The organism is Amycolatopsis sp. cg13 (genome assembly GCF_041346965.1).
Taxonomy (GTDB): Bacteria; Actinomycetota; Actinomycetes; order Mycobacteriales; family Pseudonocardiaceae; genus Amycolatopsis.
The window spans coordinates 9,098,834-9,122,134 of the sequence record NZ_CP166848.1 but is presented as its reverse complement, the minus strand read 5'-3'; the positions used below and the strand labels follow the sequence as shown (position 1 = coordinate 9,122,134).

Annotated in this window: 22 protein-coding genes; 2 read left to right on the top strand and 20 right to left on the bottom strand. The window is 71.5% G+C overall.

What is annotated here, in order from left to right; all coding sequences use genetic code 11:
* Positions 1 to 107 precede the first annotated feature (107 nt).
* From thpR to AB5I40_RS42680, 8 genes are all read right to left on the bottom strand, one after another.
* A complete protein-coding gene (gene thpR, locus AB5I40_RS42715; protein WP_370935884.1) occupies positions 108 to 584 on the bottom strand; it encodes an RNA 2',3'-cyclic phosphodiesterase in 477 nt (158 codons plus the stop codon).
* 3 nt (positions 585 to 587) lie between these two features.
* Positions 588 to 1,064: an XRE family transcriptional regulator gene (locus AB5I40_RS42710; protein WP_370935883.1), complete on the bottom strand. Its 477-nt coding sequence runs from the start codon at positions 1,062 to 1,064 to the stop codon at positions 588 to 590.
* A gap of 159 nt (positions 1,065 to 1,223) precedes the next feature.
* Entirely contained in the window at positions 1,224 to 2,189 is a 966-nt protein-coding gene (locus tag AB5I40_RS42705) for a bifunctional riboflavin kinase/FAD synthetase (RefSeq protein ID WP_370935882.1), read from the bottom strand.
* A 41-nt stretch (positions 2,190 to 2,230) separates the two neighbouring features.
* Entirely contained in the window at positions 2,231 to 3,151 is a 921-nt protein-coding gene (gene truB, locus AB5I40_RS42700; RefSeq protein WP_370935881.1) for a tRNA pseudouridine(55) synthase TruB, read from the bottom strand.
* 584 nt (positions 3,152 to 3,735) lie between these two features.
* A complete protein-coding gene (locus AB5I40_RS42695; protein ID WP_370935880.1) occupies positions 3,736 to 5,055 on the bottom strand; it encodes a nitrate/nitrite transporter in 1,320 nt (439 codons plus the stop codon).
* A gap of 113 nt (positions 5,056 to 5,168) precedes the next feature.
* Positions 5,169 to 5,990 (bottom strand): PhzF family phenazine biosynthesis protein, encoded by an 822-nt coding sequence (locus AB5I40_RS42690; RefSeq protein ID WP_370935879.1) that lies wholly within the window; start codon positions 5,988 to 5,990, stop codon positions 5,169 to 5,171.
* Positions 5,991 to 6,047: 57 nt separating this feature from the next.
* Positions 6,048 to 7,385, bottom strand: coding sequence for an MATE family efflux transporter (locus AB5I40_RS42685; protein WP_370935878.1), 1,338 nt, complete (start codon positions 7,383 to 7,385; stop codon positions 6,048 to 6,050).
* An 855-nt stretch (positions 7,386 to 8,240) separates the two neighbouring features.
* On the bottom strand, positions 8,241 to 9,251 hold the full coding sequence (locus AB5I40_RS42680; protein ID WP_370935877.1) for a bifunctional oligoribonuclease/PAP phosphatase NrnA: 1,011 nt from the start codon (positions 9,249 to 9,251) through the stop codon (positions 8,241 to 8,243).
* A 25-nt stretch (positions 9,252 to 9,276) separates the two neighbouring features.
* On the opposite strand from AB5I40_RS42680, the gene AB5I40_RS42675 reads away from it, so the two are divergent.
* The gene (locus AB5I40_RS42675) at positions 9,277 to 10,311 is read left to right on the top strand and encodes a TRM11 family methyltransferase (RefSeq protein WP_370935876.1); all 1,035 of its coding nucleotides are present in this window, start codon (positions 9,277 to 9,279) and stop codon (positions 10,309 to 10,311) included.
* 91 nt (positions 10,312 to 10,402) lie between these two features.
* Here AB5I40_RS42675 and AB5I40_RS42670 read toward each other — a convergent pair whose 3' ends face one another.
* The 7 genes from AB5I40_RS42670 to rimP form a co-directional block, all read right to left on the bottom strand.
* Positions 10,403 to 11,236 (bottom strand): alpha/beta hydrolase, encoded by an 834-nt coding sequence (locus tag AB5I40_RS42670; protein WP_370935875.1) that lies wholly within the window; start codon positions 11,234 to 11,236, stop codon positions 10,403 to 10,405.
* 4 nt (positions 11,237 to 11,240) lie between these two features.
* Positions 11,241 to 11,714, bottom strand: a complete 474-nt coding sequence (rbfA, locus tag AB5I40_RS42665) for a 30S ribosome-binding factor RbfA (protein WP_370935874.1) — start codon at positions 11,712 to 11,714, stop codon at positions 11,241 to 11,243.
* 44 nt (positions 11,715 to 11,758) lie between these two features.
* The gene (locus tag AB5I40_RS42660) at positions 11,759 to 12,052 is read right to left on the bottom strand and encodes a DUF503 domain-containing protein (RefSeq protein ID WP_037812533.1); all 294 of its coding nucleotides are present in this window, start codon (positions 12,050 to 12,052) and stop codon (positions 11,759 to 11,761) included.
* Between the two features lie 65 nt (positions 12,053 to 12,117).
* Positions 12,118 to 15,081, bottom strand: a complete 2,964-nt coding sequence (gene infB / locus AB5I40_RS42655) for a translation initiation factor IF-2 (RefSeq protein ID WP_370935873.1) — start codon at positions 15,079 to 15,081, stop codon at positions 12,118 to 12,120.
* A gap of 88 nt (positions 15,082 to 15,169) precedes the next feature.
* Positions 15,170 to 15,472, bottom strand: coding sequence for a YlxR family protein (locus AB5I40_RS42650; protein WP_370935872.1), 303 nt, complete (start codon positions 15,470 to 15,472; stop codon positions 15,170 to 15,172).
* An 89-nt stretch (positions 15,473 to 15,561) separates the two neighbouring features.
* A complete protein-coding gene (gene nusA, locus AB5I40_RS42645) occupies positions 15,562 to 16,620 on the bottom strand; it encodes a transcription termination factor NusA (protein ID WP_344284628.1) in 1,059 nt (352 codons plus the stop codon).
* Entirely contained in the window at positions 16,617 to 17,135 is a 519-nt protein-coding gene (gene rimP, locus AB5I40_RS42640; RefSeq protein ID WP_370935871.1) for a ribosome maturation factor RimP, read from the bottom strand. The genes nusA and rimP overlap by 4 nt, the downstream gene beginning before the upstream one ends.
* Positions 17,136 to 17,246: 111 nt before the next feature.
* On the opposite strand from rimP, the gene AB5I40_RS42635 reads away from it, so the two are divergent.
* A complete protein-coding gene (locus AB5I40_RS42635) occupies positions 17,247 to 18,167 on the top strand; it encodes a ferritin-like domain-containing protein (protein WP_370935870.1) in 921 nt (306 codons plus the stop codon).
* 344 nt (positions 18,168 to 18,511) lie between these two features.
* Here AB5I40_RS42635 and AB5I40_RS42630 read toward each other — a convergent pair whose 3' ends face one another.
* The 5 genes from AB5I40_RS42630 to AB5I40_RS42610 all read right to left on the bottom strand — a co-directional run bounded on the left by AB5I40_RS42630 (position 18,512) and on the right by AB5I40_RS42610 (position 23,170).
* Positions 18,512 to 19,192: a hypothetical protein gene (locus tag AB5I40_RS42630; protein ID WP_370935869.1), complete on the bottom strand. Its 681-nt coding sequence runs from the start codon at positions 19,190 to 19,192 to the stop codon at positions 18,512 to 18,514.
* 45 nt (positions 19,193 to 19,237) lie between these two features.
* Positions 19,238 to 20,248 (bottom strand): aminotransferase class V-fold PLP-dependent enzyme, encoded by a 1,011-nt coding sequence (locus AB5I40_RS42625; RefSeq protein WP_370935868.1) that lies wholly within the window; start codon positions 20,246 to 20,248, stop codon positions 19,238 to 19,240.
* 10 nt (positions 20,249 to 20,258) lie between these two features.
* A complete protein-coding gene (locus AB5I40_RS42620) occupies positions 20,259 to 21,023 on the bottom strand; it encodes an isocitrate lyase/phosphoenolpyruvate mutase family protein (RefSeq protein WP_370935867.1) in 765 nt (254 codons plus the stop codon).
* A gap of 81 nt (positions 21,024 to 21,104) precedes the next feature.
* Positions 21,105 to 21,734 (bottom strand): GPP34 family phosphoprotein, encoded by a 630-nt coding sequence (locus AB5I40_RS42615; RefSeq protein ID WP_370935866.1) that lies wholly within the window; start codon positions 21,732 to 21,734, stop codon positions 21,105 to 21,107.
* Positions 21,731 to 23,170, bottom strand: a complete 1,440-nt coding sequence (locus AB5I40_RS42610) for an ArnT family glycosyltransferase (protein WP_370935865.1) — start codon at positions 23,168 to 23,170, stop codon at positions 21,731 to 21,733. Before AB5I40_RS42610 ends, AB5I40_RS42615 begins: the two co-directional genes overlap by 4 nt.
* Between the last annotated feature and the right edge of the window lie 131 nt (positions 23,171 to 23,301).

Genomic DNA, 23,301 nt, shown 5'->3' with positions numbered 1-23,301 from the left:
GTGAGACGGTCGCGGCCGCCACGGACTGCAGCCGGACCCGGTTGCTGAGGTTACCAGCCGGTTGAACTGCGGCTTCAGGCGCGTACGGCTAGCTGGGCAGCACAGCCTCACCCGCGCCGCAGAGGCCAAGTCCGCAGCGTGCGGTACGGGCTGCCGCCGCCCATCAGCTCCACCCGGTCCGCGGACCAGACGCGGCTGCGGAAGCCCGCGAGCCGTTCCGTCCACTCGGTGGGCGGCTGCGTGCGCGAGCACCGCGCCAGCGTCAGGTGCGGCCGGTACGGGCGGTCTTCTTCGCAGCCCGCGGCCGCGGCCAGGTCGGCCAGGTCCTCCCCCGCCACTCCCAACCACAGCACTCCCGGAAATGTTCCCGAACTCCAGAGCCGGACGTCAACGGATTTTCGGCCGTCCAGCGTCCGGTCGAGGAAGGAGCCGCATTCGGCCGGGTCGACCTCGCCGTAAAAGGCCAGCGTGATGTGCCAGCCGGCCGGGTCGGACCAGCGCAGCTGCCGGTCCCGGGCGCCGAGCGCGCCGTCGATTTCCGCCGCGACGTCAGCGGGCGGGCGCAGCGCGGAGAACAACCGCATCGGCTACTGGCCCGAGGCTCCCGCGCGGCGGAGCAGGTCGGCGATCGCCGGGTAGTCGTCGTCGAGCAGCTTCGCCGCCTCGAAGAGGTTCTCGTCCTCGGCGACGTCGCGGATGCCCGCGAGCAGGATCTTCTCGTCCGAGTTGACCGGGATGTTGTCGCGGCCGACGGTGGGCCGCGAATCGCGCACGTCCTCGAGCGCGGCCTGCATCGCGTCGCGGTCGCCCGCGGCGACCTCGGGCACGAGGATCTTGCGTTCGAGCATGATCATCCGCGCCAGCACGACCGGATTGCCGATCTTCGCCCGCCGCCCGCTCATCACCTGGCTCAGCATCGGCGCGCTGATCCCCAGCACCTCGGCCAGGAACGCCTGCGACACGTCGAAGGCCACGACCAGCCTGCGCACCCGATCGCCCAGCGGCTCCCCGTACCACTCCCGCTGCAGCGCGATGTTCCGCTGGACGATCTTGTGGTCCTCCACCTAGCTCCGCTCCCCTAGCGCTGTCGTCCCGCGGCCGCCAGCCGGAGGACTTGCTCCCCCGGCCCGGCGCCGCCGGCCCATCTTGCCACTCCGGACGCCCCCGGCGGGCCGGAACGCCCGATTCGCCCCGGGTCCGGCCCGCCCCGGGATCTCCTCCGCTCAGCTGTCCGAGCCGAGCGCTTCCCTGGTCCGGGCCACGTCCTCGTCGATCTTCTTCACGAGATCGGCCGACGCGCCGAACCGCGCTTGATCCCGCAACCGGGTGACGAAGTCCAGCGCGACGTGCTGGCCGTAGAAGTCCTCGTCGACGTCCAGCACGAACGCCTCGACGGTGCGTTCGCGGCCGGAGAACGTCGGGTTCGTGCCCACCGACACCGCCGCGCGCAGCCGCCGGTCCGGGTCGGAGAGCCGGCTGAACCAGGCCGTGTAGACGCCGTCCGCGGGCACCGCGGCGAACCGCGCGGTGGACAGGTTGGCCGTCGGGTAGCCGAGGTCGTGGCCCCGGCCGTCGCCGCGGACGACGATGCCCTCCAGCCGGTGCGGGCGGCCGAGCGCGTCGGACGCGGCGACCACGTCGCCGGCGTCGATGCACGAGCGCACGTAGGTGGAGGAGAAGGTGATGTCGTTGGCGCCGCGGTCGTCGTCGAGCGAACGGCCCTGCAGCTCCGCGCCGTAGGCGACGAACCCGAAGCGGCGGCCGAGTTCGCGCAGCAGCGCGACGTTGCCCGCGGCCTTGGCCCCGAAGGTGAAGTTGTCGCCGACCAGCACCGCGCCCGCGTGCAGCCGGTCGACCAGCACCTCGTGCACGAACTCGTGCGGGCTGAGCCGGGACAGCTCCAGGGTGAAGGGCAGCACGCAGAACACGTCCACGCCGAGCCCCTCGACCAGCTGGGCCTTGCGCCGCAGGGTGGTCAGCTGCGCGGGATGGCTTCCCGGGCGCAGCACCTCGGACGGATGCGGGTCGAAGGTGAGCACCACGCTGGGCACGCCGCGTTCGGCCGCCGTCGCCACGGTGCGCTTGATCAGTTCCTGGTGCCCGCGGTGCACGCCGTCGAACACGCCGATGGTGACCACGCACCGTCCCCAGCCGCCCGGGAGGTCCCCGAGCCCACGCCACCGCTGCACTGTTGTCAACTCTCCCCGAGCAAGGTGCCTTTGCCCCCACCCTATGCGGGCAGGAGGACCACCACCGAGCGGGTCACTCCCTCGGTGTCGGAGGCCAGCGCGAGCACGTGGCCGTCGGGCGCGAACAGGCCGTAGGTGCCCTCGATTCCGCCCGCCGGGATGCGCCTGCCGTACTGGACCGCCTTGGCCGTGGCCGCGTCGAGATCCCGGCGCGGGAACGCGGCGGCGACGGCCGCGTCGAGGTCCAAGGACAGTTCCGGTTTTTCCTCGAGCTGGTCGAGCGTGCGCGCGCGGGCGAGCGTGAACGGCCCGACTGTGGTGCGGCGCAAGGCTTTCAGGTGCCCGCCGACGCCGAGTCCGGCGCCGAGATCCCGGGCGAGCGCGCGGACGTAGGTGCCGGACGAGCATTCGACGATCGCGTCGATCTCGATCCGGTCGTCCTCGCGACGGAGCCCCAGAACGTCGAACCGGTGCACGGTCACCGGCCGCGGCGGGAGGACGACGTCTTCTCCCGCGCGCACCCGGGCGTAGGCGCGCTTGCCGTCGATCTTGACGGCGGACACCGCGCTGGGCACCTGCTGGATGTCGCCGGTCAGCGCGGCGATGCCGGCAGCGATCTGCTCGTCGGTGACGGCGGCGAGGGCTTCCGGAGCGGCATCGGTTTCCGCCAGCGGTTCGCCTTCGGCGTCGTCCGTGGTGGTGGACCGGCCGAGCGACAGGGTGGCGAGATAGGTCTTGCGGTCGAGGGCGAGGTGGCCGAGGAGTTTGGTGGCGCGTTCGATGCCCAGCACCAGCACGCCGGTCGCCATCGGATCGAGCGTGCCGGCGTGGCCGACCTTGCGGGTGCCCATGATCCGCCGCGCCCGCGCGACCACGTCGTGCGACGTCATTCCCGCCGGTTTGTCGACGATGAGCAGTCCGGGCGGAGGGGCGGGACGACGCGGTTCTTTCGGGCGGGACACGGCGGAAACCCTACCTAGACGGGGTTTCGCGAGTGGCGGGTGGTTCGGGCGTGCTGGGCGGCGGAAGGGCTGGGGTGACTGGTTTGAGCGGCCGGGCTGGGCGCGGAGGCCGGTTGGAGTCCAGCGCGCGACCGGAGCCGCGCGGTGGAAGGGGCTCCCGGGCCCGCGGGGCGGCGGAAGAACTGCGGCGACTGGCCGAGCAGCCGGGCTGGGCGCGGAAGCCGGTCGGAGTCCGCCGCGACCGGCCAGAGCGGGCACGGCGGAAAGGAGCTCCCGGGAGCGCGGGACGGCGGAAGAGCGGGGGTGACTGGCTTGAGCAGCCGGGCTGGGCGCGGAAGCCGGTTGGAGTCCAGCGCGCGGCCAGAGCGGCACGGCGGAAGGGGCTCGGGCGAATGGCTTGAGCGGCCGGGGCGGCGGAAGCGGGCTGGAGTGCGCGCGAGCGGCCAGGCTGGCGATGAGGGGCTGGGTTGTCGTGTGTGGCAATGCCGGTTAGAACCGGCATTGCCACACACGAGCTCCCGGAGAGAGCAGGCCGGGCGACGCAGGCGGGGTGGCTGTCGCCGGGAAGGGTTCGGGCAGTTCGATCAGGCAGCCGCCACTGCTTCTTCCGGTGCGTGGTCCCAGCGGTGCCGCCGGATCTGGACCGGGACTTCCTCCCCGCGGGCCTCCGCGGCGAACACCTGGGCGCGGGCCCGTCGCCACCACACCAGCATCTTGGTCGCGCCGAACGCCAGGACGGCCACGATGACCAGCAGTGCGATCCGGAAATTGCCGCCGGTGGCCTGGAGCAGGATGCCGATCAGCAGGGCGGTCACAGTGGTCGCCATGAAGCCGCCGACGTTCACCACTCCGGTTGCGGTGCCTACGCGGGACAGCGGGTTGTAGTCGCGGGCGATGGCGAAGCCGATCATCGACGCCGGGCCGCCCAGGGTGAGGAATGCGAATGCCGGGACGAGGACGCCCACCGGGACGTGGCCGTTCCAGCCGAGCAGCACCGCCCATATGATCGCCGCGCCGCTGAGGTAGCCGATGACCAGCGGCACTCGCAGTGCCGGGGAGCGGCCGATCAGCGCGCCCAAGAGCGGGCCGCCCGCCATTGAGCCGAATACGAACACGGTCAGCAGGGCGCTTGCGGTCGCGGCGGGCAGGCCCTCGCCTTGCACCAGGAATGGCATGCCCCACAACAGGGTCAGCACGTTCGGCGCGAACATCGTCGAGAAGTGCACCCAGAAACCCAGCCGGGTGCCGGGGGTTCGCCAAGCCAGCTTGACCTGCGTGGCCAGTTCCGCCGGGCGCACGGGTTCGCGCTTGCGTTCCGGCACGCCTTCGGGAGTATCGCGGACGCGCAGCGCGACCGGCACCGAGTACAGGACCGTCACCGCGCCGACGGCGAGGAAGGTGACTGTCCATCCTGGACCGTCGAGGAGCAGGGTGAGCGGGACCGTCGCGGCGAGGTTGCCGATGTAGCCGACGCACGAGGTGAAGGATGCGAGCAGCGCGTAACGGTGGGCTGGGAAATGCGCCGCGACGAGGCGGAGGACGCTGACGAAGGTGAGCGCGTCGCCGAGGCCGAGGACGCCGCGGGCTACCAGGCCGAGCGCGTAGGTGTCGGCGAGTCCGAGCAGGAGCTGCCCGGAGCCGAGGATCAGGACGGCGGCGGTGAGCACGCGGCGCGGGCCGTAGCGGTCGACCAGCACGCCGGTCGGGATCTGCATCGCCGCGTAGACACCGACCTGCAGGACGGTGAAGATGCCGAGCGCGGCGGATCCGACGCCGAAGCGTTCGGCCGCTTTCAGCCCGGCGACGCCGAACGAGGTGCGGTGGAAGACGGCGAGCAGGTACACCGTGACCGCGGTGAGCCAGATGAGCCAGGACCGGACAGGGGCGCGGCCGGCGGGCGTCAAGGGTTCCTCCAGATGAGCAGGCGAGCGTCGGACAGAGGAGGACGACGACGCTGCCGCCTCGATAGTTGTATCGCCTCAGCAATCTCGATACATAGCCGTAACCGGGGTGTGTTTCACCACAGATCCACTTCGCCGCGGATTCCGACGACCGTTTCGCCGCCGACCCAGACGTCGTCGCCGTCCCGTTCGACGTGCACCCGCCCGCGCCTGCCGAGCTGCGTGCCCTGCGCCGCGACGTACGACTCGGGCGCGATGCCGTCGCCGATCAGCCACTGGCCGAGGGCCGCGTTGAGGCTGCCGGTGACCGGATCCTCGACGACGTCGCTGAACGCGCGGACCTCGAACGCCGTGTCGGACCCAGCCGGCTGCGCACCGGCGACGCCCACCTTGAACGATCCGAGCGCACCGAAGTCCGGCTCGATCGCGAGGACAGTTGCCGCGTCGCGCAGCAGCAACGCGACCCAACCGGGGCCGTTGTCCGCCCAGCGTGCGTCGAGGACGTCGCCGTCGCCGAGGCGCAGACCGCGCTTCACCGCAGCGAGATCGGCGTCGTCCACCGGGCCGCCACGACGCAGCGGAGGCGCGGCGAACGCCAGCCGGTCGCCGTCGCGGCGCACCCGGACCAGCCCGACCCCGCATTCCTGCACGAGGTGCCCGGCTTTCGGCACTCCCCCGGCGGCCAGCCACGCCCGCGCCGAACCGAGCGTCGGATGTCCGGCGAACGGCAGCTCGCCATGCGGGGTGAAGATCCGTACGCGGTAGTCGGCGGCCGGGTCGGACGGCTCCAGCAGGAACGTGGTCTCGCTGAGGTTCGTCCAGCTGGCGAACGCGGCCATGCGCTCGTCGGACAGCCCGTCCGCGCCGTGCACGACAGCGAGCGGGTTGCCTCGGGTGAGCTCGTCGGTGAAGACGTCGACCTGGGTGAACTTCGGCATGCGCCCACCCTCGCATCCGCCGGGCGACGGCGGCGAGCGGGTTTCGCCGTCATGCCATCAGGCCTCCCTCACCGCGCCGACCACGGCCCACCGCCCGGACCGCCATCGCGCCACCACGGCCGCCAGCCGGAACACCATGAACAGCGACAGTCCGGTCCAGATCCCGCTCAATCCCCAGCCCAGCGCCAGCGACAGCCAGATCAGCGGCAGGAATCCGAGACCGGCGCTGACGAGCGTCGCGGTGCGGAGGAAGGCGGCGTCGCCCGCACCGAGGAGGACGCCGTCGAGAGCGAACACCACTCCCGCGATCGGTTGCAGCGCAACGAAGAACCACCACGCGTGCGGGATTTCGCCGAGCACTCCCGGATCGGACGTGAACGCGTGCGGCAGGACGCTCCACAACGCGGCGAACAGCACGCACAGGAAACAGCCGAGGACGAGGCCGTATCCGGTGATCTGGTTGGCGACCCCGCGCGCCTGCCGCGCCGCTCCCGCGCCGAGCGCCGCGCCGACGAGCGATTGCGCCGCGATCGCCACTGAATCGAGCACCAGGGACAGGAACGTCCAGAGCTGCAGGACCACCTGGTGCGCCCCGACCGCCTCGGTCGAGGTGCGCGCGGCCACCGCGGCGGCGGACACGAAGCACGCCTGGAACGCGAAACTGCGCAGCACCAGGTCCCGGCCGAGACCCAGTTGTGCCCGCATCACCGCGAAATCCGGCCGCAATGGCACCTTTTCGCGCACCAGCGCGGCGACGAACATCGACGCGGACACGACCTGCGCGACGACGTTCGCGATCGCCGACCCCTCCAGCCCGAGATCGGCGACGTACACCAGCACTGGGCACAGTACGGCGGATATTCCGTTGCCCGCCAAGACATAGCGCAGCGGACGGGTGGCGTCCTGCACGCCGCGCATCCAGCCGTTGCCCGCCATGGTGATGAGGATGAGCGGCGCGCCGAACAACGCGATCCGCAGCCAGGAGACAGCCGCCGCGGCGATCTCGTCGCTGCCCGAAAGCGCGCGGGCGATCGGCTCCGCCAGCAGTTGCCCCGCGACGAGCAGCACCAGCCCGACTAGCACGCCGAGCCAGGTGGCCTGCACGCCCTCGCGGACCGCGTCGGCGCGCCTGCCCGCGCCGTGCAGTCGCGCGGTGCGCGAGGTGGTGCCGTAGGACAGGAAGGTGAGCTGCGTGGAGACCTGCGACAACACCACGCCGCCCAGCGCGAGGCCGGCGAGCGGCAGCGCCCCGAGATGGCCGACGACGGCGGTGTCGACCAGCACGTAGAGCGGCTCGGCGGCGAGCACGCCGAGCGCGGGCACGGCGAGCCCGAACACTCGGCGGGGCGGGATGCGGTCACCGCTTACGGCGGTGGTCGTGGCGTTTTCGGACACGGGGACGAGAGTAGCTACCGGGTCCGACAATTCCGGCGGGGCGGAGGGGTTGGGTTCACCGAGGTGGGTGACGGGGGCCGGGGAATTGGTTGTGGGGCAAGGGAATTCGGCTGGGGGCGCGGCGGGTTCCTGGGATGTGGGAGGTTTGTTCGGGTGGTGCGGCTTTGGCTGGGGGCATGCTGGACGGGCATGTCTGGGAGCACGGCCAACCGGCGGCGGTTCGGCGGTGGCGGCGGTTCGGCTTTTGGCTGCGAGCACACGGGACGGACACACCTGGGAGCACGGCCAATCGGCGGCGTATCAGCAGGACGGACGTTCAGCTGGCTCAACCTCGGCCGGGGGCACTCCAGACGGACGCATCCAGGAGCGCCGCGGACCGGCCGCGTCTCGGGCGGGGCGGCATTCGACGGGTTCGGCTTCGGCCGCGGACATTCCAGACGGACGCGCCCCGGAGCGCCACGGACGACCATGTCCCGGGCGGGGCGGACATTCGACTGGCCCGGCTTCGGCCGCGGGCACTCCAGACGGACGCACGCCGGAGCGCCGCGAACCGGCCACATCTCGGGCGGCACGGCATTCGACTGGCCCGGCTTCGGCCGCGGGCACTCCAGACAGACGCACCCCGGAGCGCCGCGAACCGGCCACATCTCGGACGGCGCGGACATTCGACTGGTCCGGCTTCGGCCGCGGACATGCCGGACTGGCACCCGGGAACACGGCCAACCGGCCGCATCTCGGAGCAGGACAGTCCGCGGCCGGCGCCCGCATCTCCCGTGGTCGGCTAACAGGTGCAGCTGCGCGCCGAGAGACCGTCCCAGTGGCGCTGGCGAACCGACGCCAGAAGCCCCGCCCGGTTCAGGAAGCTCGCAGCAGCGGTGCCCGCCCCAACGCGTCACGCAGCCGGTCCAGTACCTCCTCTGCCGGGCCCTCCGCCGTGCATCCAGCCGCCATCCGGTGGCCTCCCCCGCCGAACTCCGCGGCGGCGGCTGACACGTCGATGTCACCGGCGGAGCGCAGCGAGACTGTCCACACTGGACCAGGCCCGGCCTCCTTCAGCACAGCCGCGACGCCAGCCTCCCGAGTGGCGCGCACCACGTCGATCACCGACTCGACCTCTTCCAGTCGCACCGTCGCCGCGGCAGCCGCGCGGACTACCGTGTGGACGAAGCCGAATCCTTGCGCCCCTTCGGGTTCCAGCCTCGCCTCGGAGAGAACCGTCGCCAGCATCGGCAGCCAGGCGAACGGGTGGTCGTCGACGATTCGGCGGGCGACCTCGCCCGGGTCGGCCCCGGCTTCCAGGAGGCGCGCGGCGATTCGGTGCGTTTCGGGGCTTGCCCGGCGGAAGCCGCTCGTGTCGGTGACCACTCCGGCGTACAGGCAGCGTGCGGCGGCCTCGTCCAACTCGACGCCCATTGCCTCGATGATGCGCGTGACCAGGATCGCCGTCGCTTCGGCGGACTCGTCCACGACGTGGTGGGTGCCGTAGCGGGCGTTCGTCGCGTGGTGGTCGACGACCAGGACCGGAGCGCCCGCGTCGCGGACCGCGGCGACGCGCGGGGCGAGCCTGCCCAGGCGGGCCAGGGTCGGGGTGTCCAGTGCGACCAGCAGGCCGTCGGTCGGAGGGAGGGCGTCGACCGGGGTGATCAGGCCGTCGACGTCCAGCCAGGCGAGCGTTTCCGGGGCCTCGTCCGGCTCTCCGAAGGCGACCCGCACGCGAGCGCCGCCGCGATGCAGCACGTGGCCTAGGGCCAGCGCGCTGCCGAGGGCGTCCGCGTCGGGGCGCACGTGTCCGAGCAGCGTCACGTCGGTGGCCCCGGCCAGCAGTGCGGCGGCGGCCTCGATGTCCTGTACCAGGGAAGCTGTCACAAAGTGTCACGCTACGCTCTGCGGGATGCCTGAGTACGTGATCCTCGTTCTTCCTTCCGCCAACCGCGTGTACGCCGCGTCGTCGCCGGCGCTGCTGCGCGCCGAGCTGGCGGCCTTCGGCGCTGGTCTTTCCGCCGAAGTGTCGGCGATCGAAGAGATCGAACTCGGCGGCGTCGGGTACGTGAAATTCGCCTGCGCGGCCCCTCTCGGTGAGCGAGACTTGGCGCTGCTGTCGAACCTGTCCTCGCTGTACGCCCTGTTCGAACTGCGCGACGGCGTGCTGCGGCCGGTCGCTGTGCATCCGCTGGCGAAGGCCGACTCGGACCTGCTGACCATCCAGAAGTACCCCGGCAAAACCAACGAGCAGTTCACCAAACTGCTGCTCAACCTCACCCTGCTGGCGACGGCGCGGCCGGCGGACTGGCCGGACCGCGAACTGCACCTGCTCGACCCCCTGTGCGGCCGAGGAACAACGCTCAACCAGGCCGTGATGTACGGCTTCGACGCCACCGGCCTGGACGTCGACGAGCGCGATTTCGAAGCGTACGAACAGTTCGTGAAGACGTGGCTGCGCACGAAGCGCGTGAAGCACACCGCGGAGGCCGGGCAGCTGCGCCGCAACAAGGTTCGCCTTGGCCGTCGGCTGGACATCGAGTACGCGTTCGACAAGGACGACTACAAGGCCGGCCGCGTCCGGCGGCTCAGCTACCTCAACACGGACACTCTGACCACCGACGAGGTCCTTCGCCCGGCGTCGGTGGATCTCATCGTGACCGACGCGCCGTACGGCGTGCAGCACGGCAGCCACCGCGAGACCGGCCTGGCCCGCAGCCCGCGCGACCTCCTCGCCGCGGCGGTCCCGGTGTGGAACCGGGTGCTGCGGCCGGGCGGAGCGATGGGGATCTCGTGGAACACGCACGTGCTGCCGCGAGAGGAACTCGTGGCGATCCTGGAACGCGCGGGGCTGGCGGTGCGGTCGGGCGGGCCGTATGAGGAGCTGGCGCACCGGGTGGACCAGGCGATCGTGCGGGATCTTGTGGTGGCGGGAAAGCCCGCCTGAATTCGCGCTGGGCATTGTGGTTACCGCGCGCCCAGGCCACCGGGGTTGCCCATTGCCTGCACGACCCCGGCTACCCGAACCGGTGATCTCGCTACGCCAGCCGCGGCCCGATGAACCGCAGTACCTCCGGCAGCACGCCCCGCCAGTACTCCGACGTGTGCTCCCCCGCGGTGATCCGCGAGACCTCCGGTTTGGCGCTGCTGATCAGCTTCCGGTTGGCCGCCAGGAACGGATCCCCGTCGCCGCACCACACGCCGAGGCCTCGGGTCGGGAGTTCGTCCACGTGCTGCAGCGGTTCGGCGGCCGTCCAGTCGTCCTGGGACGGGAAGATGTGCCGGGTGCGGGCTTCGGGCCAGGTGCGGAACAGGGCCGCGCTGCAGGTGGCCACGGCGCGGACGTCGCGACGGCGCCGGGCGAGGTTCAGGGCTCCGAAGCCGCCCATGGAGATGCCGAGGACGCCGGTCATCGGGCGGAGACCGGCTTCGGAGAGCCAGCCGGGGAGTTCGTCGGCGAGCATGCGGCGCGGGTCGTCGCTGCCGTCGGGGACCCAGTAGTGGCTGCCGTCGACCGCGACGACCGCGAACGGCGGGACGCCGGACCGCACCGCGGCGGTGAGGGCCGCGGGCAGGTCCAGGTCCAGGAAGGTGCGGGCGTTCGACCCCCGGCCGTGCAGCGCGACGCAGACCGGCAGGCCGAGGCTGGGCACGCCGTCGGGCGTCATGAGCACTACGTCGACGTCCCGGCCGCGGGCCGCGGAGTGCCTGCGGTGGATCGTGATCGACGCCTTCAGGGGCGACGGGCTGGAGGCCGGGGCAGCCGAGGACGGCGCAGCCACCGGGGCGGAGCGCCCGGTGCAGGCGGAGACGAGCGCCGCGGCACTGCCGAACAGCAGGCCGCGTCGCGTGACACCGGGCTTTGACCGCATCGCTTCAGCCGCGCGTCTCCTCTTCTGCTTGCTCCTCGTCCTCGTCGGCACGAGGAGCTTTGTAAGGGTCCGCGTCGCCCGCGGGCTGGGCGCCGGTCGCCCGGCGCGCCACCTCGGCGTCCGACTCGCGGGCTTTCGCCAGCAGCTCTTCGATGCGGCGGGCGTCGTCGGGGACGCTGTCCGCGACGAAGGTGAGCGTCGGGGTGTAGCGGACGCCGGTGCCCTGTCCCACCTTGGTGCGCAGGACGCCGCGCGCGGCTTCCAGCGCGGCCGCGGCGCTCGCGAAGTCCGGCTCCGCGTCGAGGCTTTCGCCGAGCACCGTGTAGTACACCGTGGCGTCGTGCAGGTCCGCAGTGACGCGGGCGTCGGTGATGGTCACCGAGCCCAAACGCGGGTCCTTGACGTCGTGTTCGATCGCCGAGGCCACGATCTGCGAGATCCGCTTGGCGAGCTTGCGTGCCCGAGCGGGATCGGCCATGGCTGAGGTCTCCTTCTCCGGGTTTTCCGGATGTCCGGGTGTTTCTAGTCGTCCGGGCCGAGCAGCCGGCGGCGCGCGGAGAGCAGTTCGAACTCGGGGCGTCCGGCCGCGAACCGCTCGCACGCGTCGAGCACGTCCCGGATGTGCTCGCCGTCGGGAGCGACCGCGGCGACGCCGATGAGCGCGCGCCGGTGCAGGTCCAGATGTCCCGCCTCGGCGACCGAGACGGAAAACCGCTTCCGCAGTTCGGCCACCACCGGCCGCACCACGGATCGTTTCTGCTTCAACGAATGCACGTCGTCGAGCAGCAGGTCGAGCTCCAAGGCTCCGACAAACATAGGCAGCGAAGTTGTGCCGCGAACGCGGTCCGGGGTGCGCGCTCGGCACACCCCGGACCGTTGGCTCACGCGCGGGGCTTCTCCCGCTGTTCGTAGGTCTCGATCACGTCGTCGACCTTGATGTCGCTGTACGAGCCCAGCGTGAGACCGCACTCGTACCCTTCCCGGACCTCGACCACGTCGTCCTTGAAGCGGCGCAGCGAGTTGATCGGCAGGTTCTGCGCCACGACGTTGCCGTCGCGCAGGAGGCGGGCCTTGGCGTTGCGCCGGATCTCGCCGGACATGACCAGGCAACCCGCGATCGTGCCGATCTTGGAGGACTTGAAGACGTCCCGGACCTCGGCGCGGCCCAGTTCGACCTCTTCGTACTCCGGCTTGAGCATGCCCTTCAGGGCCTGCTCGATCTCCTCGATCGCCTGGTAGATGACCGTGTAGTAGCGCACGTCGACGCCCTCGCGGGTGGCCCGCTCGGTCGCCTTGCCCTGCGCCCGGACGTTGAACCCGAGGACGATCGCGTCGGACGCGGTCGCCAGGTCGATGTCCGATTCGGTCACGCCGCCGACGCCGCGGTGCACGACGTGCAGTTCGACGTCTTCGCCGACGTCCAGCTGCAGCAGCGCCGCTTCGAGCGCCTCGACGGTACCCGAGTTGTCGCCCTTGATGATCAGGTTGAGGCTGCTCGTCTCCTTCAAGGCGGAGTCGAGGTCCTCGAGGCTGACCCGCTTGCGGCGCGACGCGTTGAGCGCGTTGCGCGTGCGGGCGGAGCGGCGCTCGGCGATCTGCCGGGCGACGCGGTCCTCGTCGACCACCAGGAAGGTGTCGCCCGCTCCCGGCACCGAGGTGAACCCGATGACCTGGACCGGACGCGAGGGCAGCGCCTCGGTGACGTCCTCGTTGTGCTCGTCGACCATCCGGCGGACGCGGCCGTAGGCGTCGCCCGCCACGACCGAGTCGCCCACGCGCAGCGTGCCGCGCTGGACCAGGACGGTGGCCACCGGGCCGCGGCCGCGGTCGAGGTGCGCCTCGATCGCGACGCCCTGTGCCTCCATGTCCGGGTTGGCCCGGAGGTCCAGAGCCGCGTCCGCGGTCAGCAGGATCGCCTCGAGAAGCCCGTCGATGTTGATGTTCTCCCGTGCGGAGATCTCGACGAACATCGTGTCGCCGCCGTATTCCTCGGCGATGAGGTTGTACTCGGTGAGCTGCTGCCGGATCTTGTCCGGGTTCGCGCCCTCCTTGTCGATCTTGTTGATCGCGACCACGATCGGGGCCTTGGCGGCCTGCGCGTGGTTGATCGCCTCCACCGTCTGCGGCATGACGCCGTCGTCGGCCGCCACCACGATCACCGCGATGTCGGTCGAGTTCGCGCCTCGGGCACGCATGGCGGTGAACGCCTCGTGACCCGGGGTGTCGATGAAGGTGATCAGCCGCTCGACGCCTTCGAGCTCGGTTTCGATCTGGTAGGCGCCGATGTGCTGGGTGATCCCGCCGGCCTCGCTCTCGCGGACCTTCGTCTTGCGGATCGTGTCCAGCAGCCGGGTCTTGCCGTGGTCGACGTGACCCATGATGGTGACGACCGGCGGCCGGACCTGCAGGTCCTCCTCGCCGCCCTCGTCCTCGCCATAGGTGATGTCGAAGGTTTCGAGCAGCTCGCGGTCCTCCTCCTCGGGGGAGACGACCTGGACGACGTAGTTCATCTCGCCGCCGAGCAGCTCGAGGATGTCGTCCGACACGGACTGCGTCGCGGTGACCATCTCGCCGAGGTGGAAGAGCACCTGCACCAGCGAAGCCGGGTTGGCGTCGATCTTCTCGGCGAAGTCGGTCAGCGAAGCGCCGCGCGGCAGCCGGATCGTCTCGCCCTGCCCCTTGGGCAGGCGGACGCCGCCGACGCTGGGCGCCTGCATGTTGTCCATGTACTCCTGGCGCTTCTGCCGCTTCGACTTGCGGCCCTTGCGCGAGGGCCCGCCGGGACGGCCGAAGGCACCGGCCGTGCCGCCACGACCGCCGGGGCCGCCACGACCGCCGCCGCCACCGCGGAAACCGCCGCCGCCGGCCGGGGCGCCACCGCCGCCGCCCGGACGGAAGCCGCCACCGCCGCCACCGCCGCCGGGACGGAAACCGCCGCCACCGCCGCCGCCACCGGGGCCGCCGCGGAAGCCGCCGCCACCGCCGCCGCCAGGACGACCGCCGCCGCCGCCGGGACGACCGCCGCCGCCGGGACCGCCTCGGCCGCCTGCCGGTCCGGCAGGACGGGCGCGGCCCGGCATCATGCCGGGGTTCGGGCGCGGGGGCATGTTGCCCGGGCTCGGCCGGTTGCCGCCGCCCTGGCCGCCGCCGGGACGCGGCGGACGGGTGTCGCCGCCCTGGCCGCCGCCCGGACGCGGGGGACGGTTGTCGCCGCCCTGGCCGGGGCCGGGGCGCGGGGCGGGCGGACGCGGGGCCGGGGAACCGGAGCCGACGCCGAACGGGTTGTTGCCGACCCGCGGCGGGCGCGGACCGGGACGCGGGCCGCTGGGCTTGGGGCCCTGCGGCTTGGGCGGCACGACCGAACCGGCGGACGACGAGTCCTGCTGCTTCGGGGCCGGCTTGGGCGCGGCGGGCTCGGCCTTGGCGGCCGGGACCTCCGGAGCCGGGGCCGGCTGGGCCGGTGCGGGCGGGCGCGGACCGGGGCGCGGGCCGCCGGGCTTCGGCCCCGGGGACGCCGCCGGCTTGGCTGCCTGCGGACCCGGCTTCCCGGCCGGGGCCTGCTGCGGCGCGGGGGCCGGAGCGGACGGGGCCTGCGAAGCGGCGCTCTGCTGCTGCGGAGCGGGCGGCTTCGGGGCCGCCGGAGCGGGCCGCGGTCCCGGGGTGGGGCCGGGCTTCTTCCCGCCCTTGGCGGGGTACGCGTCGCGGAGCCGGCGGGCGACGGGCGCCTCGACGGTGGACGACGCGGACTTCACGAACTCGCCCTGCTCCTTGAGCTTGGCGAGAACTTCTTTGCTGGTGATGCCGAGCTCCTTAGCGAGCTCGTGTACACGGGCCTTGCCTGGCACAGCTCTCCTCATCTAGGGGAGGCCAGGCGGGGACCCGCTGACCTCGTCCTTATCGTCGCGCGTTCATGGCTTCAGCTTCACGGCTGACTCATGACGGGTCGACCTGCTTCCTTGTATCTCGCGATCCCGGGTTTGTCCCGGAGTCGTCGTCCGCGGCGAACGCCGCGTGGTCGTGCAGCCCCGCGGCCTCGAGCGCGCCCTGGACTCGAAGAGCCCGGGGGAACGCCCGCTTCCGCTCGGCTTTGGCCAGGCAGTCCGTTCCGGGGTGCAGCCACGCTCCCCGGCCCGGCAGCCGCCGACGTTCGTCGACGACCACCCGCCCGTCCGCCGCGACCACGCGCAGCAGTTCGCCGGTCAAGTCCCGTTTCCGGCAGCCGACACACGTGCGCACCGGCGACTGCCGGTGACGCTGGAGGTCGGGGGTGTCCCCAGTAGCCCTTCGCGGGTCTTGAACCGTTGTCGAGTCTAGCGCCTGCACCTTCAGTCGGCCGAACCGGTTGCCGCGGCGGGCCGCGCCTGGCCGGCGTGGTCTTGCTCACCCTCGGCCGGACCGGCCGGCTCGGCGGGCGCCGCGTCGCTCCGGATGTCGATCCGCCAGCCGGTGAGCCGGGCCGCCAGCCGGGCGTTCTGGCCTTCCTTGCCGATCGCGAGCGACAGCTGGAAGTCCGGGACGACGACCCTCGCCGTCTTGGCCCGCTCGTCCACGACACGTACCGAGACAACCTTCGCGGGCGACAATGCATTCCCGACGAACTTGGCCGGGTCGTCGGACCAGTCGATGATGTCGATCTTCTCGCCGGCGAGCTCGCTCATCACGTTCCGCACGCGCGCGCCCATCGGGCCGATGCAGGCGCCCTTGGCGTTGACGCCGGGGATGGTGGAGCGCACGGCGATCTTCGACCGGTGTCCCGGTTCGCGGGCGACCGCGGCGATCTCGACGGTGCCGTCGGCGATCTCCGGGACCTCCAGCGCGAACAGCTTGCGCACCAGGTTCGGGTGCGAGCGCGACAGCATGATCTGCGGGCCGCGGTTGCTGCGCGACACGCCGAACACGAACGCCTTGATCCGGGTGCCGTGTTCGTAGGACTCCCCCGCGACCTGTTCGGCCTGCGGCAGCACGCCCTCGGTGTCGCCGACCTGGATCACGACCATGCCGCGGGCGTTGGCGCGCGCGTCGCGCTGCACCACTCCGGCCACGATCTCGCCCTCCTTGGCGGAGAACTCGCCGTAGGTCTTCTCGTGCTCGGCGTCGCGCAGCCGCTGCAGGATGACCTGGCGCGCGGTGGTGGCGGCGATCCGGCCGAAGCCCTCGGGGGTGTCGTCCCATTCCTCGTCGACCTCGCCCTCGGAGGTGAGGGTGTGCGCGAGGACGCGGACGAGGCCGGTCTTGCGGTCGATGTCGATGCGGGCGTGCGACTGGTGGCCCTCGGTGTGCTTGTACGCGGTGAGCAGCGCGGTCTCGATGGCCTCGATGACCGTGTCGAAGGGGATGTCCTTGTCCCGTTCGATCGCCCGCAGCGCGGCGATGTCCACGTTCACTTCGACTCCTCCTTCTTTTCGTCTTCGTCCGCGGTCAGGGCTTTGAGGTCTTCGGCGGGCGGTTGCTTGAATTCGACTTCCACCACGGCTTTCGCGACGGACTGGTAGTGCACGTCCTTGATCCGGCCGTCGACGAGCGCGCGCACGCTCTTCTCGCCGGCGTGCCCGACGCGGGCGAGGTAGGCCGCGCCCTCGACGGGCGTGATCTTGACGAGGCGGAACCGGGCGCGCCGCCAGTGCCGCTGCTGGGTGAGCGGCCGGTCGAGGCCGGGAGAGGTGACTTCGAGCGTGTAGGCGCTCGCCAGCACGTGCTCGTTCTCGTCGAGTGCGGCCGAGACGGTGCGGCTGACTTCGGCGACCTCGTCCAGCCCGACGCCGTCGTCGGAGTCGACGACCACCTTCACCAGCTGTCGCCGTCCGGCTTGCTGCACCTCGAGCGAGTCGAGGTCGAAGCCCGCGGTCGTGACGGCTTCGGCCACGATCGGCTCCAGCCGGCTGGCGAGTTCGTTGGGCACGTGGAGCACTCCTGTTCGGCCTGTTGGTCAGTGGAGGTCAAGCTTATCCTGCGCCCCCGCGAAGACGCGCGAGCGGCGGCGCACCCGGGCGGCCTGGCAGGATGGGCCGACGTGACCGCAGACCTCTCCCGGCGCGCCGTGCTGCGTCTGGGCGCACTGAGCGCCACTGTCGCCGCGGCTGTGCCGCTCGCCGCCTGCTCGGGCGGCTACGACGACGCCCCCGATCCGCTGGCCCCGCTGCTGGCGATGGCCGAGGCGGACGCCGCCGCGGCAAGGAAGCTGCCGTCCGGCGGCGACGCGGCCGGCCAGGTGGCCGACGCCAGAGCCGCGCAGGCGGCCGCGCTGAAGGCCGAGGTGGACCGGCTGAACCGGCCCAAGAAGGCGGGGAACGTCCCGCCCGCGCCCGCTGATCTTGGCGGGTTCAAGGACCGGCTGGCCGCCGCGCGCAAGCAGGCCGAGGACCTGGTGGCGGCGCTGCCCGCGTACCGGGCCGGTCTCGTCGCCTCGGTGGCCGCCGGATGCGCCGGGCTGCAGCGGATCGCGCCGGAGCTCGGGCCGGGCGCCGACGCGAAGGCCGCGGCCGCGCCGTCGTCGGTGCCGAAGGAAGCGGTGGATTCGCTGCAGAAGGCGCTGGCGGCCGAGCACGCGTCGTTGTGGGTGTACGGGCTGGTGACGGCGTTCCTGCCGGGTGATTTCGGGGACGCGGTGAAGGCCGGGCGCGCGGAGCACACCGCGCGACGCGATGTGGTGACGCAGATGATCACTTCGGCTTCGGCGACGCCGGTGGCTCCTGAAGCCGCGTACGTGCCGCCTAAGCCGGTTACGGACACTGCTTCGGCTGCTGCCCTCGTGGCGAGCGCGGAGGCGGACACGGCGGCGGCTTGGCTTGCCGTGCTTACGCATACCGACGACGCGGGGTTGCGCGGGATGGCGTTGCAGGCGTTGGTGGCTTCGGCGCGGCGCGGGATGCCTTGGCGGCAGGAGGCCGGTCAGAAGCCTGCTGCGGTGGCGTTGCCTGGGCAGCCCTCGTAGAGGTCGTGAGTGCGGATGCCGGTTCTAACCGGGATATGCACGCACGAGACCACGCCAGCGGAGCTTGGTGGACGCGCGGCTTGAGGGGGCGACGCACGCCCGCCCGAGCCACTTGTGCGGTTGCGACGCGGCGGGCTGTCCGGGCGGAGGACGCGGGCGCGATGCCTGCCGAGGTCGCGCCCCAGCTGGCGCGGAGCTCGAAACAGCAGTGCAGCACCACGCGGCGCGGGATGCCTTGGCGGCAGGAGGCGGGTCAGAAGCCCGCCGCGGTTGCACTCCCCGGGCAGCCCTCGTAGCAAAAGCGCGCAGGCCGGACGTGACCGGCCTGCGCGTTCAAGACCACCTCAGCGGAGCTTCCCGGACAGCTTCAGCGCGTTCTTCGCGATCCGGTTCAGCAGCTGCTTGTCGTGGTGGCCGTAATAAAAATCGGTCAGCACGATCGTCACTTCGGAGCCGCTGGCCTTCGACTCGTACTCCGCCTCGTTGCCGCTCAGCTTCGGAGCGTCGGTGTCGTGGAACGTGCCGTCGCGGACCAGGTCGCTCACGTTGCCCGTGCCGTCGCGGTCGGTGAGCTGTTTCAGCTCCGTCGCCTTCGCCGCGTCGGGCATCGTCACCAGCACGACCGAGACCAGCGCCTTCGCATCGCCGGACTGCACCGTGTACAGCGCCCGCGCCAAGGACTTGCACGGGTTGTCCTGGAAGAACTTCTTGGCGTCGGTGTAGGAGTTCGCGGCGCAGTCGGTGGCCTTCACCGGGCCTTCGGCCAGCTTGTAGTCGAACGCGGGCTTCGTCGTGGTCGCCGGGGGCTCGGCGACCGGCGTTTCCGGCGTGCTTTCGTGCCGGATCAGGTACCAGACGAGTCCGGCCACGACGGCGATCGCCACGAGTCCGGCGCCGCGCAGCAGCAGAGTGCGGTTGTTGCGCGGCGGTCCGGACGGCGGCGGGCCCGGTTGCGCGGGCACGGCCGGGATCGGGGCCGTGTCCGAAAGGCCGGGGGTACCGGGGGTGAACTGCGGGTGCGACACGCGACCACCGTAGTTCACCGCTTCTCCGGCGGTGAGCCCAGACGCTCAGCCAAGGGCGCCCAGAACGCGTTCGACGTCGTCAGGGCCGTTGTAGAGGTGGAAACCGACCCGTACCCGCCCGTTGCGGACGCCCGCGACGACCCCGGCTTCGGCGATCCGCGCCGGATCGGCTTCCAGTGCCACGATCGCGCTCCCCTGCGGCTCCAGGCCCGCTGCGGCGCGCAGGGAATCGGCCAGGCCGGCGTTGTGTTCGTGCACCGCGGCCAGGTCCAGTGACGCGAAGTAGTCGAACGCTTCCGCAGCGCCAACGTGCGACAGCCACACCGGCGAAAGGTCGAACCCGCGGGCGTTTCCGGCCAGGCGCAGTGGCATTCCGTATACCGAGGACCACGGATCGTCGCCGGCGTACCAGTTCGCGGCGACCGGGCGGGTCCGCTCGTGCGCCCTCGGGTGCACCGCGAGCCAGGCGCAGCCGCGCGGCGAGAACAGCCATTTGTAGCCCGCGCAGACGATCCAGTCCGCCCACGCGACGTCCAGCGGAATCCATCCGGCGGCCTGCGTGACGTCGATCAGCACCGGCACGTCCGCGGCTTCGGCGGCGGCCCGCAGCGCGGCGGTGTCGAGGAGCGCGCCGTCGGAAGACTGCGCGAGGCTGACCGCGACGAGGTCGTGGCCTTCGACGTGCTGCGCCAGCTTGGCGAGCGGCGCTTCGGTGACGTTCGCCCGCTGCGCGAACGGGAAGGTGACGCTGGTGAATTCGTTCTCCGCGACGAGAACGCGGGCGTCCGGAGCCAGTCCGCCGGCGACATTCGCCACCAGTTGCGACACCGACGCGCCGATCGCCACCCGATCCGCCGGAACGCCCGCGAGCCGCGCGAATCCGTTGCGGGAACGGGATACCGCCTCGTCGAAGTCCGACGGGGTGTCCTGCCCGGTGCGCCACCGGGCGACCGCTGCTTCTACCGCTTCGGCGACGGGCGTGGGCGGGATCCCGATGCTGGGCGTGTTGAGGTATCCGGCGGGGACAGCGAAGTCGGCGTTTCCTCCGAAGATCATGTCGGGCAGATTACGGGAGCAGCGCCGTGATTTCACCGTACGACGGCGGACTCATCGGCAGCCCCGTCTCTTCCCGCACTGAGTCCACTGTGGCCAGTGCGGCGGAAAGCGCTACGCGGTAAGGGGTTGAGCCGAGGCTGACCCTCGCCACACCCAAAGAAGCCAATTCCGAAAAAGTGGCTTTCCCGGGCAGGTGCAGCAGATTTACCGGTACTTCGACCGCTTCGACCAATTCGGTCACGTCCGCGGGATCGTGCAGGCCGGGAACGAATACGCAGTCGGCACCGGCGTCGGCGTACGCGCGGGCCCGGGTGACGGCGTCCGCGACCGGGCCGGTGCCGAGCCAATGCGTGTCGGTGCGGGCGTTGAGGAACATGTCCGGGACTCGTTCGCGCACCTTGGCCAGCAGCGCGGCCTGAACGACGATCGGCGCGAGGGTGTCGGCTCGGCCGTCTTCCAGGTTGACGCCCGCCACCCCGGCGTCCGCGAGTTCCGCGACGAGGTCCGCTACTTCGGCGGGGTCGGTGCTGAAGCCGTCGGCGAGGTCGACGCTGACCAGGATGTCCAGTGGTGCCAGCGATTTCGCCAGTGCGACGGTCGCGGCGCGGGATTCCGGGGCGCCGTCGGCGAGCCCGGCGGCGGCCGAGACGCCGAGGCTCGTGGTGCCGACGGCCGGATGGCCCGCGTCGGCGAGGGCGGCGGCGAAGCCGAACTCCCAGACGTTCGGCAGAAGCAGCGGACGGCCGGGGACGTGCAGCGCGGCGAAGGAGGTCATGTCCGCCACGGTACGACCTCGACGCTTCGGCGGCGGCCGAACCGTCGCCTCAGCCCCCTCGGCTGAGGCGACGGCCCCGGCTCAGCCCCCGGAACCGCCGGAGAACGCGGCGATCCGTGCCGCTCGTCGGCCCGCTACCGCCTTGCGCAGCGCTGGCACCACTGGTCCGGCGAGCTTCTCCAGCTCCGCCAGCCGATCGGAGTGGTGCCGCGCGTCCGATCGGGACATCCCGGCTCCGGAGGCAGCGGCTAAGGCGGCCAGCGCTGCGGTGGGGGCGTCCACTTCGGACAGTGGCGCGGTCAGGGCGTGGTCGAGTTGCGCGTGTGCATCGCGCACTCGCGTCGGGTCGGAAGGGACCAAAACCTTGCGGTGCAAGACTGAACTGCTTCCTTCTTCGAGCAAGCCCGCTGCGGACAGTTGTGTTTCCAGCGACTGCAACGTGTCGTTTTTGCCGCGCCGCAGCAACGCTCGCCAGGACGCTGAGCTGTGTGCGCGGACGTCGGCGAGCAGGTCGTCGAGGAGGAGGTCTCCGGTCGGGGCGGCGCCGGTCGGTTCGGCGTGGCCGCGCTGGTCGCGGAGGTTTCCGCGCAGCACCAGGTCGGTCACCGCGGCGGCGCGGACCAGCAGGGCCGCGTTGGAGCGGCGGGAGACCGGGCCGCCGTCGGTGTCGCAGGCGAGAAAATACGCTCGCGCGGGCAAGGAATCGCTCATTGTTTCTTCACCTCTGGCCAGATCGTTTCCCAGGATTGCTTCCGCCCGGTGTACAGCCACATCAGTCCGGGCACCACTTCGGTCACCGAAGAGAAGTACGGTCTCAGCAACGCCGGGTCGAAGCCCGCGAAAAGCACGTTCTTCGCTGAATCCGGCGGCTGGTCGAAGTACCAGTATCCTCGGTGTCCACTGTAGACGTTATTGATCCCGTACCGCGGTCCGTAGTACTCCACGGCCGCGGCGAACGGGTAGATTTCCCCGTATACAGCGGTTTCCCGCCGTACTGACTCGGGCAGCGACCGATATGTCTGCCCGACGCCGTCCGCCAGCTGCTGTTGCGCGGTCTCCCCTGCCGCGAAAACGGTGCCGAGCGAAATCGGGCCGAACGACGTCGCTTTCATCGACGCTGGCCACACCGGAAGCCCGGCCACGGTGACCGCCGCCGAAAGCACGAAAGCGATTCCGACGGGGATCTTCCACCAGCGCACCAGATTCCGCCGGGAAAGCTCCGTCGCGGCGGCGGCGAACGGGAGCGAATACAGGCTCATCAAGTAGTACGAGCGGCCGTGCGTCCCGATGATCACCGCCACGACCAGCAGCAACGCCACCGCGAGGTACCGGTACGGCACCAGGTCCGGCGAGCGGAACAGCCGCCACATCCCGTAGAGCAGGGCCAGCACGCCGATTCCCATTCCGGCGCCGAGCACACCGTCGCGCGCGAAGGTGAGGTAGCCGGGGAATTCGGCCGCGACGACTTCGCCCATCCGGGTGTAAGCCCAGTCGTGCGTGGCTTGCCAAAGGAACGTCGGCAGGGTGGCCACGGCGGCGATCAGCGCGCCCAGCCACAGTTTCGGCCGGGAAACGAGCTTCCGCGGTCCGAGAACGAGCGCGGACACCAGCACCGCGCCCCACAACGCGGGAATCAGGAATTTCGTCTGCAGCGACACCGCGGTGACCACTCCGGCCCACACGAGCAAGCCGTCGCGCCGGGTCCGGGTCCAGCGCACGAGCAAGAACACCACGAGCGTCCAGAAGAACGGATCCAGCGCGTACGTGGCGACCCAGTGGCTGATGATGATCAGCCCCGACGTCGCATACGCCCCGGCCGCCATCACCTGTGCCCCGCGCCCGCCGCCGAGCTCGCGGGCGGTCAGCGCGGTCACCACGACCCCGGCGCCGGCCGCGAGCGCCATCGGCAGCCGCAGCGCGGCCAGCGAACCGGGGAACCACTGGTCGAGCGCGCCGGCCAGCAGCGGGACGAGCGGCGGCTGGTCGAAATACCCCCAGGCCAGGTGATCTCGACCGGCCACGAGGAAGTACAGCTCGTCGAACCCGTGCGCGTACCGGGTGCTCGTCGCCACCAGCAGCGCGACGGCGGCCGCCGCGACCGCCAGCACCGGCAGCCGGGCGAACCGCGGGATTCCTTCGCTCGTCATGGCATCGAGTCCACCGCGCCGGGCGGGTACGGGGTAAGCGTGCTCGGTAGCGACTCGCAGCGACGAAAGTGGATCATCTCCGGCGCGTCCGCAACTTTCGGCGGTAGTCCGCCACCCGGGCGGTGCGGATC